The 15,252-nt window shown below is 64.1% G+C and carries 15 protein-coding genes; 7 read left to right on the forward strand and 8 right to left on the reverse strand.

Annotated elements, in window-relative coordinates:
* The first annotated feature begins 102 nt into the window (after nucleotides 1-102).
* Genes AC1RGE_RS26465 through secB form a run of 3 tightly spaced genes read left to right on the forward strand, consistent with a single transcriptional unit; the run spans nucleotide 103 to nucleotide 1,292 of the window.
* Nucleotides 103-516: a rhodanese-like domain-containing protein gene (locus tag AC1RGE_RS26465; RefSeq protein ID WP_011058747.1), complete on the forward strand. Its 414-nt coding sequence runs from the start codon at nucleotides 103-105 to the stop codon at nucleotides 514-516.
* Nucleotides 516-770: a glutaredoxin 3 gene (gene grxC / locus AC1RGE_RS26470; RefSeq protein WP_011058748.1), complete on the forward strand. Its 255-nt coding sequence runs from the start codon at nucleotides 516-518 to the stop codon at nucleotides 768-770. Before AC1RGE_RS26465 ends, grxC begins: the two co-directional genes overlap by 1 nt.
* A gap of 42 nt (nucleotides 771-812) precedes the next feature.
* Complete coding sequence (secB, locus tag AC1RGE_RS26475; RefSeq protein WP_011058749.1) at nucleotides 813-1,292, forward strand: protein-export chaperone SecB; 480 nt, start codon at nucleotides 813-815, stop codon at nucleotides 1,290-1,292.
* A gap of 95 nt (nucleotides 1,293-1,387) precedes the next feature.
* Here secB and trmL read toward each other — a convergent pair whose 3' ends face one another.
* Nucleotides 1,388-1,843, reverse strand: coding sequence for a tRNA (uridine(34)/cytosine(34)/5-carboxymethylaminomethyluridine(34)-2'-O)-methyltransferase TrmL (trmL, locus tag AC1RGE_RS26480; RefSeq protein WP_047283558.1), 456 nt, complete (start codon nucleotides 1,841-1,843; stop codon nucleotides 1,388-1,390).
* Between trmL and AC1RGE_RS26485 the strand changes: the two genes are divergently transcribed.
* Entirely contained in the window at nucleotides 1,842-2,282 is a 441-nt protein-coding gene (locus AC1RGE_RS26485) for a hypothetical protein (RefSeq protein WP_103290634.1), read from the forward strand. The two genes, trmL and AC1RGE_RS26485, sit on opposite strands and share 2 nt — an antisense overlap.
* 767 nt (nucleotides 2,283-3,049) lie before the next feature.
* On the opposite strand, the gene ntrC is transcribed toward AC1RGE_RS26485, so the two are convergent.
* Together ntrC and glnL are read right to left on the reverse strand one after the other, a co-directional pair.
* Nucleotides 3,050-4,486, reverse strand: coding sequence for a nitrogen regulation protein NR(I) (gene ntrC / locus AC1RGE_RS26490; protein WP_011058752.1), 1,437 nt, complete (start codon nucleotides 4,484-4,486; stop codon nucleotides 3,050-3,052).
* Nucleotides 4,483-5,568 carry a nitrogen regulation protein NR(II) gene (glnL, locus tag AC1RGE_RS26495; protein WP_011058753.1) on the reverse strand — a complete coding sequence of 362 codons (1,086 nt, stop codon included), beginning with the start codon at nucleotides 5,566-5,568 and terminating at the stop codon, nucleotides 4,483-4,485. Before glnL ends, ntrC begins: the two co-directional genes overlap by 4 nt.
* 371 nt (nucleotides 5,569-5,939) lie before the next feature.
* On the opposite strand from glnL, the gene AC1RGE_RS26500 reads away from it, so the two are divergent.
* A complete protein-coding gene (locus tag AC1RGE_RS26500) occupies nucleotides 5,940-7,034 on the forward strand; it encodes a bifunctional transcriptional activator/DNA repair enzyme AdaA (RefSeq protein WP_011058754.1) in 1,095 nt (364 codons plus the stop codon).
* On the opposite strand, the gene AC1RGE_RS26505 is transcribed toward AC1RGE_RS26500, so the two are convergent.
* Both AC1RGE_RS26505 and AC1RGE_RS26510 read right to left on the reverse strand, forming a co-directional pair.
* A complete protein-coding gene (locus tag AC1RGE_RS26505; protein ID WP_492585296.1) occupies nucleotides 7,017-8,429 on the reverse strand; it encodes an MFS transporter in 1,413 nt (470 codons plus the stop codon). The two genes, AC1RGE_RS26500 and AC1RGE_RS26505, sit on opposite strands and share 18 nt — an antisense overlap.
* Nucleotides 8,430-8,586: 157 nt before the next feature.
* The gene (locus AC1RGE_RS26510) at nucleotides 8,587-9,486 is read right to left on the reverse strand and encodes a LysR family transcriptional regulator (RefSeq protein ID WP_011058756.1); all 900 of its coding nucleotides are present in this window, start codon (nucleotides 9,484-9,486) and stop codon (nucleotides 8,587-8,589) included.
* 110 nt (nucleotides 9,487-9,596) lie between these two features.
* Here AC1RGE_RS26510 and AC1RGE_RS26515 point away from each other — a divergent pair, with 110 nt between their 5' ends.
* Together AC1RGE_RS26515 and AC1RGE_RS26520 are read left to right on the forward strand one after the other, a co-directional pair.
* On the forward strand, nucleotides 9,597-11,318 hold the full coding sequence (locus AC1RGE_RS26515; protein ID WP_492585298.1) for an acyl-CoA dehydrogenase family protein: 1,722 nt from the start codon (nucleotides 9,597-9,599) through the stop codon (nucleotides 11,316-11,318).
* Nucleotides 11,319-11,353: 35 nt separating this feature from the next.
* A complete protein-coding gene (locus AC1RGE_RS26520; RefSeq protein WP_492585300.1) occupies nucleotides 11,354-12,541 on the forward strand; it encodes a CaiB/BaiF CoA transferase family protein in 1,188 nt (395 codons plus the stop codon).
* A 3-nt stretch (nucleotides 12,542-12,544) separates the two neighbouring features.
* Here the strand turns inward: AC1RGE_RS26520 and AC1RGE_RS26525 are convergent, their stop codons facing one another.
* The 3 genes from AC1RGE_RS26525 to glnA all read right to left on the reverse strand — a co-directional run bounded on the left by AC1RGE_RS26525 (nucleotide 12,545) and on the right by glnA (nucleotide 15,217).
* Nucleotides 12,545-13,051 (reverse strand): DUF4124 domain-containing protein, encoded by a 507-nt coding sequence (locus tag AC1RGE_RS26525; RefSeq protein ID WP_492585302.1) that lies wholly within the window; start codon nucleotides 13,049-13,051, stop codon nucleotides 12,545-12,547.
* Between the two features lie 68 nt (nucleotides 13,052-13,119).
* Nucleotides 13,120-13,674, reverse strand: coding sequence for a chorismate mutase (locus AC1RGE_RS26530; protein ID WP_011058760.1), 555 nt, complete (start codon nucleotides 13,672-13,674; stop codon nucleotides 13,120-13,122).
* Between the two features lie 136 nt (nucleotides 13,675-13,810).
* On the reverse strand, nucleotides 13,811-15,217 hold the full coding sequence (gene glnA, locus AC1RGE_RS26535) for a glutamate--ammonia ligase (RefSeq protein ID WP_011058761.1): 1,407 nt from the start codon (nucleotides 15,215-15,217) through the stop codon (nucleotides 13,811-13,813).
* Nucleotides 15,218-15,252: the final 35 nt, after the last annotated feature.

Raw genomic sequence — 15,252 nt, forward strand, 5'->3', positions numbered from 1 at the left:
GTTTAAAGCGAAGTTCCGGTGGAGTCACCGCCGGGCGGGGTTTGGTCGACCCGGAGGGCTGTGTATACTGGCCGACATTTTAACGCCCTGGAACCTCCTTAGATGGTTGCTCACCTGATTCAATTCGCCACTGAACACTACTTGCTCGTCGGCGCCTTCGCCATCCTGCTGGCTCTGTTGATCGCTCATGAATTGAGCCGCGGTGGCCGCAGCCTCAGCACCCGTGAACTGACCGCGCTGGTCAACAGCGAGCAGGGCGTCGTGATCGATATCCGTCCATCCAAGGACTATGCCGCCGGCCATATCGTCGGTGCACTGAACATTCCCCAGGACAAGCTGGCCGCCCGTGTCGGCGAGCTGGAGAAGCACAAGTCCAAGACCATCATCCTGGTGGACGCTCAGGGTCAGCACGCCGGCACCCACGCCCGCGAGCTGCTCAAGTCCGGTTTCACCGCGGCCAAGCTGTCCGGCGGCGTGGCCAGCTGGAAGGCCGATAACCTGCCATTGGTGAAGTAATGTCCAAGGTCATCGTCTACTCCAGTGATTACTGCCCTTACTGCTCGCGCGCCAAGCATCTGCTGGCGAGCAAAGGCGTAGCCTTCGAAGAGATCAAGGTCGATGGCAAGCCCCAGGTACGCGCCGAGATGGCCCAGAAGGCCGGGCGTACGTCCGTGCCGCAGATCTGGATCGGCGCCACCCACGTAGGTGGCTGTGATGATTTGTTCGCCCTGGAGCGTGCCGGCAAGCTCGACGCGCTGCTAGCGGCCTGAAATTCCCAACCCTATAGACCCAAGATCAAGAAGGACTCTGAGATGACTGACCAACAGAACACCGTTGCCGACGACGAAAGCGCACCGCAATTCTCCCTGCAGCGTATCTACGTGCGTGACCTGTCCTTCGAAGCGCCGAAAAGCCCGGCGATCTTCCGTCAGCAGTGGGAACCTAGCGTCGGCCTGGACCTCAATACCCGCCAGACAGCGTTGGAAGCCGACTTCCACGAAGTGGTGCTGACCCTGTCCGTGACCGTGAAGAACGGCGACGAAGTGGCCTTCATCGCTGAAGTCCAGCAGGCCGGTATCTTCCTGATCAAGAACCTGGATGAGGCTTCCATGAGCCACACCCTGGGTGCTTTCTGCCCGAACATCCTGTTCCCTTACGCTCGTGAAGCGCTGGACAGCCTGGTGACCCGCGGTTCGTTCCCGGCGCTGATGCTGGCCCCGGTGAACTTCGATGCGCTGTACGCCCAAGAGCTGCAACGCCTGCAGTCCGCTGGCGAAAACACCGTTCAGTAAGTGCGGGTTGCGGTACGAAAAAAGCGCCTGTAACGGCGCTTTTTTCATGCTCGGGCAAAACCTGTAGGAGCGGGCTTGCCCGCGAACCCCCGGCTCTACTTGAACCCCAACTGTCTCCAGCCTTCATAGACCGCAACGGCCACGGTGTTGGACAGGTTCAGGCTGCGGCAGCCTTCGCGCATGGGCAGGCGCAGGCGCTGTTCGCCGGGCAGGGCGTCCAGCACGTCCGCCGGCAGGCCCCGGCTCTCGGGGCCGAACAGGAAGGCGTCGCCCTCCTGGAAGCTGGCGTCATGGAAGGGGCGCGAGCCCTTGGTGGTGAAGGCGAACAGGCGCGGCTGGCCGAGGCTTTCCAGGCAACTGGCAAGGTCGGCATGGCGTTGCAGGGTGGCGTATTCGTGATAGTCGAGGCCGGCGCGGCGCAGGCGCTTGTCGTCCATTTCGAAACCCAGCGGCTCGATCAAATGCAGGTGGCAGCCGCTGTTGGCGCACAGCCTGATAACGTTGCCGGTATTCGGCGGAATTTCTGGTTGAAAGAGGATGACGTGAAACATGCACGGCTCCGAAGAGAAAGACAGGCTGCATTCTACGCCTGAAGCGTACTCGCGACCGAAGCTAATGCTGCGGGTGTTCGGCTCCCTGGCGATTGTCGGGGTGATGGTAGGGCTGATGATCGGCCGCCTCACCCAGCCTGATCCGGTGGCGTTGCAGCAGGTCGAGGTGGCGCCCGATGGGCTGGTGCTGTGGTTCAACCATGAGCCCAAGCTCCATGGGGAACACATCGATGGCACCGTGGCGCTGCTGTTCGATGCCCAGGGGCAGGCACAGAAGGGCCAGTTGCAGGTCAATCAGCGCAATGTGAACTGGCGGGTGCGCCGGGCGGACCAGGGCCTGCTGCTGAACCTGGTGGCCGCGCGGCCGCTGCGGGGGCAGTGGGACGGGAGCGAGGAGGAGGGGCGCTGGCGCCTGGCGATCCACCTGCGGGAGGAATAAAAGAGGGAAACCCCGGCCTGCCTGTACCAAGGCCCCCAAAAGCGGGAGGGGCTGAGCGCCACGAAGGCGATGAGTCCCGGTGTAAAGAAGGGGATTCCCGGCCTGCCTGTACCAGGGTCCCCAAAAGCGTGGCCCGTCGCGATGCGGGGGATGGGCCGGGTATTAAAGAGGGAAGTCCCGGCCACCTGCCTGTACCGGGGTTCCCGAAAGCCTGGCCCGTCGCTGTGAGCGGGGTGGGCCTGGTGTTAAAGAGGGAAGTCCCGGCCTGCCTGTACCGGGGTTCCCGAAAGCCTGGCCCGTCGCTGTGAGCGGGGTGGGCCTGGTGTTAAAGAGGGAAGTCCCAGCCTGCCTGTACTGGGGTTCCCGAAACCTTTGGCCGTCGCGATGTGCGTGCCGAGCCTGGTGTTAAAGAGGGGAATCCCCGGCCTGCCTGTACCAAGGTCCCCGAAACTGGGTAGTGACTGGGTTATTGCAGGTGGCGTGCCAGTTTTGGCTGCAGAGGCGTTGATTGCTGGGATAAAAAGCCGAAAGCCCCGTAATCCGGGGCTTTTGCGTTTTCGACGGAGGGCTTTTCAGAGCTGAGGCCCGGGTTGTACCCGGGCTGGATGGCACTGCAGCGCGCCTTCGGGCAGTGCATGCACCCCATCCTGGTGCACGCACATCCTCATCGTAGGAGCCGGCTTGCCGGCGAAAGCGCCTGTGGGCGCACTGCAAGGCTCAAGGGCCTCTTCGCTGGCAAGCCAGCTCCTACATGCCGCGCCGGGGCTTCAGCCTTCCTCGCCTTCATCCTCGTCGCCACCGTCGACCTTCATCCCCAGCTCCTTGATCTTGCGGGTCAGGGTATTGCGCCCCCAGCCCAACAGGACCGCGGCATCGCGGCGGCGGCCGGCGGTGTGCTTGAGGGCGGTCTCGATCATGATCCGCTCGAAACTCGGTACCGCGCTGTCCAGCAGGTTCGATTGCCCGCGGGCCAGGGCCTGGTCGGCCCATTGGCGCAGGGCCTGTTCCCAGTTGGTGACCGGCGCCGAATCCTGGGGCAGGCTCAGCAACTCCGGTGGCAGGTCGCTGATATGCACCTCGCGACCCGAGGCCATGACGGTGATCCAGCGGCAGGTGTTCTCCAGCTGGCGCACGTTGCCCGGCCACGGCAGGTTCTTCAGGTATTCCTCGGTTTCGTTTTTCAGCAACTTGGGTTCCACCGCCAGCTCCTGGGCGGCGCGGCTGAGGAAGTGCCTGGCCAGGGTCGGGATGTCTTCGCGACGGTCCGACAGGCGCGGGATATGGATGCGGATCACGTTGAGGCGGTGGAACAGGTCCTCACGGAACTTGCCGGCGTGCACCAGGGTTTCCAGGTTCTGGTGGGTCGCGGCGATGATGCGTACATCGACCTTGACCGGGGTATGGCCACCGACCCGATAGAACTCGCCATCGGCCAGGACCCGCAGCAGGCGGGTCTGGGTGTCGGCTGGCATGTCGCCGATCTCGTCGAGAAACAGGGTGCCGCCGTCGGCCTGCTCGAAGCGCCCGCGCCGCAGGTTGGCCGCGCCGGTGAAGGCGCCCTTTTCATGGCCGAACAGCTCGGATTCCATCAGGTCCTTGGGGATCGCCGCCATGTTCAGGGCGATGAACGGCGAGGCCGCCCGCGGGCTGTGGCGATGCAGGGCATGGGCTACCAGCTCCTTGCCGGTGCCGGACTCGCCGTTGATCAGCACTGTGATGTTGGAGTGGCTCAGGCGCCCGATGGCGCGGAACACCTCCTGCATCGCCGGCGCTTCGCCGATGATCTCCGGGGTGCGAGCCAGGGTCGGGGCCACTTCCAGGCCTTGCTGTTCCTGGGCGTGCTGATTGGCGCGCTTGACCAGCGACACCGCTTCATCGACATCGAACGGCTTGGGCAGGTATTCGAAGGCACCGCCCTGGTAGGAGGCGACAGCGCTATCCAGGTCCGAATGCGCGGTCATGATGATCACTGGCAGGCGCGGGTGCTGCTCGCGAATCCGTGCCAGCAGGTCCAGGCCACTGGCGCCGGGCATGCGAATGTCGGAAATGATCACGTCCGGGGCCTGGCGGGCCAGGCGGCTCATCACCCCGTCGGCGCTGTCGAAGCTCTGGGTGGTCATCCCTTCCTGCTGCAAGGCTTTTTCCAGGACCCAACGGATAGAACGGTCGTCATCGACGATCCACACGGTTTCACTACGGCTCATGTCGATGGGGCTCCTTGTTCCAGTGGCAGAAAGATCGAGAACGTGGTGTGGCCGGGATGGCTGTCACATTCGATCAGACCCTGGTGCTGGCTGATGATGTTCTGGGTGATGGCCAGGCCCAGCCCGGTACCGTCCGGGCGGCCGCTGACCATAGGGAAGAAGAGGGTGTCCTGCAGTTCCGCGGGGATGCCCGGGCCGTTGTCGATGATCTCGATCTTGCTCACCAGGCGATGGCGCACGTGGCCGATGGTGAACTGGCGCATGGTGCGGCTGCGCAGGGTGATGCGCCCCAGGCGCATTTCATTCTGGCTGCTGATGGCCTGCATGGCGTTGCGCACGATGTTGAGCACCGCCTGGATCATCTGTTCGCGGTCGATCAGCACGTCGGGAATGCTCGGGTCGTAATCGCGCACCAGGGTGATACAGCCCTGGCTTTCGGCTTCCACCAGGCTGCTGACCCGCTCCAGCACTTCATGGATGTTGGTCAGGGCCAGGGATGGCAGCTTGTTCGAGCCGAGCATGCGGTCCACCAGGTTCCTCAGGCGGTCGGCTTCTTCGATGATGACGTTGGTGTAGTCCTTGAGGCTTTCCTCGGGCAGCTCCCGGGCCAGCAACTGTGCGGCGCCGCGAATGCCCCCCAAGGGGTTCTTGATTTCATGGGCCAGGCCGCGCACCAGCATCTTGCTGGTTTCCTGCTTGGACAACTGGGCCTCTTCCTTGGTGATCCGCAGCAGCCGGTCCCGGGGGTGGACTTCCAGCAGCAGCAAGGTGTCGCCGTTGCTGAGGATCGGCGTCACCGCGTAGTCGACGGTCAGGGTCTGGCCGGTCAGTGCGGTGAGCATGGCTTCGCGCTTGGTGAAGGGGTGCGCCTGCTCCACCGCCTGGCGCAGGGAGCTCAGGGCCTCGGCGGATTCGGTGAACAGCTCGCTGATGAATTGCCCATGGCTGCGCTGGCCGCTGATGGCCAGGAGCATTTCCGCCGCCGGGTTCATGTACTCAAGGCGCAGGTCGGCATTGAGCAGGATGGTGGCGGTGGTCAGGTTGTCCAGAAGCAGGCGGTGCAGTGGGTCGCTGATGGTCATGGGTAGATGGTGACCTCTTTTGAAGCAAGACAATCCGGGGCCGGTCCCGAAGTGCGCGCGCGGCTAAGGCGCTGTGGTGGAGAAAATGCAAAAACCAAACCAAGGCTCCGAAAAGAAGCGCGCATGCCCTGAAACAGGCGTTTGAAGCCTGGTTCTGTGGCGTTTTGCCAGCTCTGGCGGGTATTTTCGAACCAAAATGGGCTGGTATTGGCACCTGAGTGCAAGGCATTGCACCAATATAGTGCATTAATCTGAGCGGCGCTCGATGGGCGCGCCTTGATAGAAGAATCAACGCCCGTTTTTCAGCGGCGCGGGGCAAAGGGCGGGTTTAGAGTGCTCGAACCCGATGCTTCAAGGTTTAGGATGCGGCCATGGAAAATGCCCCTCTGCTGTTCCAGCTTCCCGATGACGACACCCTGTACCAGGCGCTGCTGGCACGGGACCCGGCCTATGAAGGCTTTGCCTTTGTCGGGGTGAAGAGCACCGGCGTGTTCTGCCGCCTGACCTGCGCTGCACGCAAGCCCAAGCGCGAGAACACGGTGTTCTTCGGCTCCATCAAGGGTTGTGTCGAAGCAGGGTTCCGCGCCTGCCTGCGCTGTCGTCCGCTGGAGCGGGCCGGGGTCCAGGAGCCCTGGGTGCAGACCTTGCTCGAGCAGTTGGGCCGCGACCCGGAACGCCGTTGGTACGAGGACGACCTGGTCGCCCAGGGGCTGGACCCATCCACCGTGCGCCGTGCGTTCAAGCGCTATTTCGGCGTCACCTTCCTGGAAATGGCGCGCCTGCGTCGCATGGGCCAGGGCATGCAGCAACTGGCCTCGGGAGAGCCGGTGATCGAGGCGCAGATCAGCGCCGGCTTCGACTCCGACAGCGGCTTTCGCCACGCCTTCAGCCGCCTGGCGGGCCAGCCGCCGTCGAACCTGCGGGGGCGGGAACTGCTCAAGGTCGATTGGTTGCAGACCCCGATCGGCGTGATGCTGGCGGTGGCCGACGCCCAGGTCCTGCATCTGCTGGAATTCTTCGACCGCCCGGCACTGGCCAATGAGTTGCAGAACCTGCAGAAGAGCAGCGGTTCGAGCATAGGTTTCGGGCGTTTTGCCCCCATCGACCAGATCGAGGCCGAACTGCAGCGTTACTTCGCCGGCGAGGCGGTGCACTTCGCCACACCGCTGGCGATGAGCGCCTCGCCCTTTACCCGTACCGTCTGGCAGGCGCTGCGGGCCATTCCCCTGGGTACCACCTGCAGCTACGCCGAGGTGGCGCGGCAGGTTGGCTCGCCCTCAGCGGTGCGCGCGGTGGCCCGGGCCAATGCCGCCAACCAGATTTCCATTGTCATTGCCTGCCACCGGGTGATTGGCGCCGATGGCTCCCTGACCGGCTATGGCGGTGGTCTGTGGCGCAAGCGCTGGCTGCTGGAACATGAGCGGCGCCTGCACCACTTGCAGGGTGCATCAGCGAGCGGGCTGTAGCTCGCTGCCGGGCACCGGGTCGGGCCGGGAAACCTTATCTACAGGTGGCTGGGCGCCAGTCTGGCGTGCCAGTTCGTCGGCATCCGCCTGTTCCGCCGTGGACAGTTCGGCGGCGTTATGGCCGATGCGCTTGAGCAGGGCCAGCATGCATGCCAGCGAGACCAGGGCGTAGCAGGCCGAGGCGATGGCCACGCCGATGATGCTGCCGGTGCCATTGAGGATGCTCTGGGCCAGCACCGGCGTGGCGCCGCCCACCAGCAGTGAACACAGCTGATAGGAGATCGACAGTCCGCTGTAGCGCACCCGGGTCGGGAAGGCCCGCGCCAGGATGCCGCCCACCGCGCCATAGAACATCGAGTGCGGCACCGTGGCCAGGCACATGCCCAGCACCGCGATCCAGTAGTGACCGGTCTCCACGGCGAAGAACATCGCCGGCATCAGCAGCAGCTCGGGCACCACCATCAGCACCATGGCCTTGCGCATGTCCATGCGTGAAACCAGCACCGCACCCAGGGGCTGGGTGATGAACTGCACCACCAGGGCGATGACGATCACGCTGAGGAAGCTGCCCTGGCTGTAGCCCAGCTCCTTGGTGGCCCAGGACAGGGCGAAGGTGCTCTTGAAATAGGTGACGTGGATGATCGGCAGCACCCCGGCCCCCAGCAGTACCAGGCGCCAGTGGTCGCGCAGGACTTCGAGAATCGGCAGCTTGACGGTCTTTTTCTGCTCCATCAGGCGCTTCATGTCATCGGATTCTTCCAGCTTGAGGCGGATGACCATGCCGATGATCACCAGCACCGCCGACAGCAGGAACGGAATGCGCCAGCCCCAGAGCAGAAAGTCCGGAGCCGGCAGGGCGCTGAGGCCGAAGAACACCAGGGTTGCCAGCAGGTTGCCGGCCGGCGAACCCTGCTGGGCGAAGGCGGCATAGAGAATGCCCTTGCCCTTGGGCGCGCTTTCGCTGGCGATGAGGATCGCCCCGCCCCATTCACCGCCCACCGCGATGCCCTGGATGATGCGCAGGGTCACCAGGGCAATGGGGGCCCAGACGCCGATCTGCAGGTAGCTGGGCAGCAGGCCGATGCAGGTGGTGGCCAGGCCCATCATGATCAGGGTGATCACCAGGGTGGTCTTGCGGCCGATCTTGTCGCCCATGTGGCCGAAGATGATGCCGCCGACGGGGCGGGCGATGAACCCGGCCCACAGGGTGAGGAAGGACAGCAGGGTGGCCGTGCCGGGGGGCAGGTCGGCGGGAAAGAACACCTTGCCGAACACCAGGGCGGCGGCGATGCCGTAGGCGTAGAAGTCATACCACTCGATGGTGGTGCCGATGAATGAGGCGATACCCGCCTTGCGGGCTTTCTTGTGGGCAGCGGCATCCTGGGCAGCGTTCATGTTCAATTCCTGCGTTTTTATTGTTATATGCGCCCCTGATCGGGCGCATGGACCTCTGGCAAGGTCCGACCGCTGGGAGCCTATACAGGCAGGAATCGAAAAATATAATGATTAAATCTTATGGTTTGATACGTGATTGCGTATCGCGCCCCAACGCTCAGCGCCCTCCGGCGGCCGGTTTGATCAGGGACTTGAGCAGCCCGAGAAAGCTTTCGGCCGCCGCCGAAGGCTTGTCCTCCAGGCGGATCGCCTGGATCTGCGAAGGCGCGCCGGAGCCTTCGAGCTCGCCGTAATGCACGCCCGGCTGGCCGAGCATGGCCAGGGTCTGGGGCACCAGCGCCACGCCCATCTCGTGGGCCACCATTGCCACCACCGTTTGCCATAGCCGCGTCTCGTGGCGAATGCGCGGGCTGAACCCGGCCGCCACGCAGCGGGAAATGATCAGGTCGTGGTAGTGCGGCGAGACCGCCCGCGGAAACAGGATGAAATCGTCATTGGCCAGTTGCGCCAGGTCGATCCGCGCCTGGGTGGCCAGCGAGTGGCTCTGGGGCAGGCAGCAGAGGAACGGCTCGGCCAGCAGCGGTTCGCTGTGGATGCCGGCGGCAAAGGTGCTGCCATGGACGAAACCGATGTCGATCTGGCCGCGTTGCAGGGCCTGGGTCTGGTCGGCACTGTTCATTTCCATCAGCACCACTTCGGTTTCCGGGTATTGCTGTTCGAAGGCCTTGACCGCCTCGGGCAGCCCGCGGTGCAGGATCGAGTTGACGAAACCCAGGCTCAGGCGCCCGGCAAAGCCTTCTGCCGAGCGCTGGGTCAGGTGCCGCGCCTGGTCGGCACGCAGCAGCAGGTAGCGGGCCTCGTCCAGCAGAACCTGTCCGGCGTTGGTCAGGCTCACCGACTTGTTGTTGCGATTGAGCAGTTGGACTTCCAGTTGCCCCTCAAGCTTCTTGATGTCGAAACTCAGGGCCGGCTGGGAAATGCACAGACGGTTCGCGGCCCGCCCGAAATGCAGTTCTTCGGCTACCGCGACGAAGTAGCGCAACTGTTTGAGGTCCATGGCGACTCCGGTTCTACGATATGGATTTCTTATCGTAGTTGATTGATTTTGTATTAGATACTTATCGATGGCGGCTCTAGTCTCGGCCTACAAAAAACAGGAGACACGCCATGACCGCCGAGCCCCGCCCCATTGAAGACAGCCTCAACATCCCCGACAGCCGCGGCATCAACCTGTTCGAGTGCGACGCCGGCCTGGCCGCGCTGCTCCAGGTCTACCTGCCCTCGGCGGTCTACCAGCAGTGGTTGCCCACCTTGCAGCACATGGGCGCCCGGGCCGGTGGCGAGCTGGATGTGCTGGCCCTGAGCGCCGACAAGAATCCCCCGGTGCTGCAACCGCGTACCCGCCGCGGCGAGAACCTGCAAAGCATTGCCAAGCATCCGGACTACGTCACCCTGGAACGGGTGGCCTTTGCCGAACTGGGGCTGGCTGCCATGAGCCACCAGCCCGGAGGCCCGCCGCCACTGATCAAGTACGCCCTGACCTACCTGTTCGTCCAGGCCGAGTTCGGCCTGTGCTGCCCGGTGAGCATGACCGACTCCCTGACCCGCACCCTGTGCAAGTTCGGTACGCCGGAACTGGTGGCGCGCTACCTGCCGCAGTTGCAGTCCCAGGATTTCGAGACGCTGTTCCAGGGGGCGATGTTCATGACCGAACAGGCCGCCGGTTCCGACGTTTCGCGCACCGAAACCCGGGCCCGGCTGGAAGATGGCCAATGGCGCCTGTTCGGTGAGAAGTGGTTCTGCTCCAACCCGGATGCCGACCTGGCCATGGTCCTGGCGCGCCCGGAAGACGCACCACCGGGCATGGCCGGGGTGACCCTGTTCCTGTTGCCCAAGGTGCTGCCCGACGGCTCGCGCAACCACTACCGGATCCAGCGCCTGAAGGACAAGCTGGGCAGCCGCTCCATGGCCAGTGGCGAGATCACCCTGGAAGGCGCCACGGCCTACCTGATCGGTGAGGTCGGCCGCGGTTTTCAGCAGATGGCCGACATGATCAACATGTCGCGCCTGTCCAATGGCGTGCGCGCGGCGGGGCTGATGCGCCGGGGGCTGAGCGAGGCGTTGTACATCGCCCGCCGGCGCCGGGCCTTCGGCAAGCACCTGATCGAAATGCCGCTGATGCAGCGCCAGTTGCTGAAGATGATGCTGCCCGCCGAACAGGCGCGCTCGATGTTCATGCAGATCGCCAGCTTGCTGCCCCGGGCCGATGGCGGCGATGAGACGGCGCGCAAGTGCGTGCGGATCCTTACGCCGCTGATCAAGTTCCGCGCCTGCCGTGATGCCCGCCGGGTGACCGGCGATGCCATGGAAGTGCGCGGCGGGGTTGGCTATATCGAGGAGTGGAGCGATGCCCGGCTGGTGCGCGATGCGCACCTGGGGTCGATCTGGGAGGGCACCAGCAACATCGTCGCCCTGGACATTGCCCGGGCGGTGACTCGGGAGCAGGCGCTGGAGCCGTTGCAGGGCTATCTGGCCGGGCTGCTGGCCGAGGCCGATTTGCCACCGGCGAGCCGCCGGCTGTTCGATTCGGCCCTGTTGCGCACCGTGACCGGCTTCCATGCCGTGGCGCAGCAGCGCCGGGACGAGCAGGTACGGCAGGTGGGCAGCGTTCTCTATCACCTGGCCAGCGCCATCTTCATGGCCTGGGAGGCCGCGCGCCAGGGTGCGGACCATCGGCGCCTGGCCCTGGCTCACCTGGTGCTGGTGCACAAGGTATTGCCGCGCGATCCGTTGGGCCTGGAGCCGGTGATCGATGCCGAGCTGCTGGCGCGCCTGGCCAATGAAAGCCCGCTGTCCCAGGCCCAGGCCATGCAATTGCTGCCGGCCTGAATGGCCGTCCTTGTCCGATCTGCCGGAGTACATCCATGACGTTTGCCCAAGGCGCCCTGGCGGGCGTGAAAATCATCGATCTCAGCCGTGTGCTGGGCGGCCCCTACTGCTCCCAGGCCCTGGCCGACCACGGGGCCGAGGTGATCAAGCTGGAACCTTTGAGCGGTGATGAGACCCGGGGCTGGGGGCCGCCTTTCGAAGGTGATGATGCGGCGTATTTTCGCGGCATCAACCGTAACAAGCAGGGGATCGCCGTCGACCTGTCGCGCCCCGAAGGCCTGGAACTGCTGATGCAGTTGCTGGAAGGCGCCGACGTGCTGATCGAGAACTTCAAGCCGGGCACCCTGCAGCGTTGGGGCATCGGTTACCAGGAGGTGCTGAGCCAGCGTTTTCCGGCGTTGATCCACTGCGGGATTTCCGGCTTTGGCGCCGATGGCCCGCTGGGCGGGCTACCGGGTTACGACGCGGTGATCCAGGCCATGGCCGGGCTGATGAGCGTCAACGGCGAAGGCGACGGCGGGCCGTTGCGCATCGGCCTGCCGATTGTCGATATGGTCACCGGCCTTAATGCCCTGGCGGGGATTCTCCTGGCCCTCAACGAGCGCCAGCGCAGCGGCCTCGGGCAGTCACTGGACATCTCCCTGTACGACTGTGGCGTGTCTCTGTTGCACCCGCACCTGCCGAACTACTTCGCCGCCGGCCAGACGCCCAAACGCACGGGCAACGCCCATCCCAACATTGCTCCCTACGACAGCTACCGCACCGCTGGCGAGCCGATTTTCCTGGCGGTGGGCAACGACCGCCAGTTCACCCGGCTGTGCCAGGAACTGGGGGCCGGCGCGTTGCTGGAGGACCCGCGCTTTACCGACAACGGCCAGCGCTCGGTCAACCGCGAGGCCTTGAAGCAGCAACTGGAGCATTACCTGTCGGCACACGACGGCGCGTTGCTGGCCCCGCGGCTGATCGGCCTGGGGGTGCCTTGTGGTTCGATCGCCACCGTCGACCAGGTGGTGGCTCATCCCCACACCCGGCATCGCGGGCTGCTGGTGGAACTCGATGGCTACCGGGGCATAGGTTCGCCGGTGAAGTTGTCGCGCACGCCGGCCAGCTACCGTACGGCGCCGCCGAGCCTGGGGCAGGACACCCGGGCGGTATTGCAGGGGCTGGGCCTGGATGAATCGACCATCGCCGCACTGCTGGCCAGCGGCGTGGTGCACGGTTGAGGCTCAGGGGCGGCGGGCCCGCAGCAGAGTGAAGCTGATGGCCGGGCTCTGTTGCAGGACCTTGTCGCCAGCCAGCACCTGCACCGCCAACCGGTGCTGGCCACGGTCGATATTCACCAGTTGCAGCTCGGGCCCCTGGCCGGCCTGGCCATAGGGCTGGCCATCCAGCAGCAGGCGCAGACGGTGGCCGGGCCGCAGGCTGGGCTGCAACTCCACCTGCACGCTGAAACTGCCGTTGTTGGCGCGCAAGGCACCGTGCTCCGGTACGCCGCTCAGTTTTAGCCGTTCGTAGGCCAGAAGGGTGCTGGCAGGTTGTGCTGCCGGCGTATGTGGCGCCGGTGTGGCCGGGCTGGGGAGGCGATTCGGCGCGGGCGTTTCAATCTGCCGGTACGAGGTTCCCGGTGGCTGGTCGCTATAGGCGCGATTACCGGCCGAGTCGGTGTACTGGTAGATCTGCGCGCCGGCTGGCAATGCGCTGATCCACAGCAGGCAAGCAATGACGAGGTGCATCTCGCTGATCCTGGCGGGTGCCTGAAAGGCTCCAGCATAGGGTGCTGCTGCGCGTGGCACAGGCGTGGTTAACCTTTGAACACACATAACTCTGCCGTGGCACGAACCATCGCCAGTCGTCGCAGTGGGTCGCTGCTGCTGGCCTGATTGGCCCGGGCCAGCCATTGCGGGCATTGGCGGTCGGTGCGCTGCGGGCTGAAGTCGGCCAGTTGCTGCAGCAGGCGTTTTTGTAACTGATCAAGTTGGGGGCGGATCTGCCCGGCCAGGTCCTGGCGCGGCGTGTCCGGTGCCCGGCCTTGCAAGTGCCAGGTCGAGAGTCGGGCGTATTGCACCAGCTTGTTGGCTTCGATCTGGGCGGCGAAGAACTGCCCAACCGTTTCTTCGCTCAAGTGATAGGTTGCGGCCTGGGCGGTTGCCCCGGCGATCACCTGTTGTTCCCGCGGGCGGTCTTCCACGGCCTTGTGGCTGTCCCATTTGCTCAGGGCCACCTGATCGGCAATCGCCAGGCGTTCGCCGATGCTCTGCAGCAGCGGGGCGAGGGCGGGCGGGGCGTCACTGGCGCAGGCGGCGGTGGCGAACAGGCTGCAAGTCAGGGCGAGGCACAGGTTGAGGCGCGAAGTCATGGGCGGGCTCGGCTGCTGATGGGGAGACGGCGCCCATGATGCACGCAACCACCCCGGGCAGGGCAAATGCGCGGGCATAAAAAAGGCCTCCCGAAGGAGGCCTCTTGATCACGCGGCTTGCGCCGGCGTTACCGGATCAGCAGCTGTAGTACAGCTCGTATTCCAGTGGGTGTACGAAGGTACGTACCTTGATTTCTTCTTCGCTTTTCAGGGCGATGTAGGCGTCGATGAAGTCGTCGCTGAAAACGCCGCCTTTGGTCAGGAACGCACGACCTTTGTCCAGCTCTTCCAGGGCTTCCTTCAGGCTGCCGCAAACTTGTGGGATCTCTTTGGCCTCTTCAGGCGGCAGGTCGTACAGGTTTTTGTCAGCAGCGTCGCCAGGGTGGATCTTGTTCTGGATACCGTCCAGGCCGGCCATCAGCAGGGCAGCGAAGGCCAGGTACGGGTTGGCAGCCGGGTCCGGGAAACGGGCTTCGATACGGCGGGCCTTAGGGCTCGACACGTAAGGAATACGGATCGAAGCGGAGCGGTTGCGCGCCGAGTAGGCCAGCATGACCGGGGCTTCGAAGCCTGGCACCAGACGCTTGTAGGAGTTGGTCGCCGGGTTGGTGAAGCCGTTCAGGGCCTTACCGTGCTTGATGATGCCGCCGATGAAGTACAGGGCGGTATCGGACAGGCCGGCATAGCCTTCACCTGCGAAGGTGTTCTTGCCGTCTTTCCAGATCGACATGTGGACGTGCATGCCCGAGCCGTTGTCGCCGTACAGAGGCTTGGGCATGAAGGTGGCAGTGCGGCCGTAGGCGTCAGCCACGTTGTGCACCACGTACTTCAGGGTCTGGGTTTCGTCGGCCTTCTTCACCAGGGTGTTGAACTTGACGCCGATTTCGTTCTGGCCGGCAGTCGCCACTTCGTGGTGGTGAACTTCGACGGTCAGGCCCATTTCTTCCAGTGCGTTGCACATGGAGGTACGGATTTCGTGGTCGTGGTCGAACGGTGGAACCGGGAAGTAGCCGCCCTTGACGCCTGGACGGTGGCCCTTGTTACCGCCTTCGATGTCCTGGTCGGACATCCACGAACCTTGTTCGGAGTAGATCTTGAACATGGAGCCGGAGATGTCGGACTTGAATTTCACCTGGTCGAAGATGAAGAACTCTGGCTCTGGGCCGGCGAATACGGTGTCGCCGATACCGGTGGCTTTCAGGTGCTCTTCGGCACGCTTGGCGATGGCACGTGGGTCACGATCGTAACCCTGCATGCTCGAAGGCTCGATGATGTCGCACACCAGGATCAGGGTCGGTTCTTCGGTGAACGGGTCCAGTACGGCGGTTTCGTCGTCCGGCATCAGGATCATGTCGGAGGCTTCGATGCCTTTCCAGCCAGCGATGGAGGAGCCGTCGAACATCTTGCCAGCTTCGAAGAAGTCTTCATCCAGCGCATCACGAGCCGGCATGGTCACGTGATGTTGAGTGCCCTTGGTGTCAGTGAAGCGCAGATCAATCCATTTGACGTCATGATCTTTGATGAGTTGAACCGACTTCGACATAGTGTCCTCCGGGTGGCTTCGGGCTTGGTGTTGGA

Source organism: Pseudomonas sp. GW823-FHT02C05, from assembly GCF_058797595.1.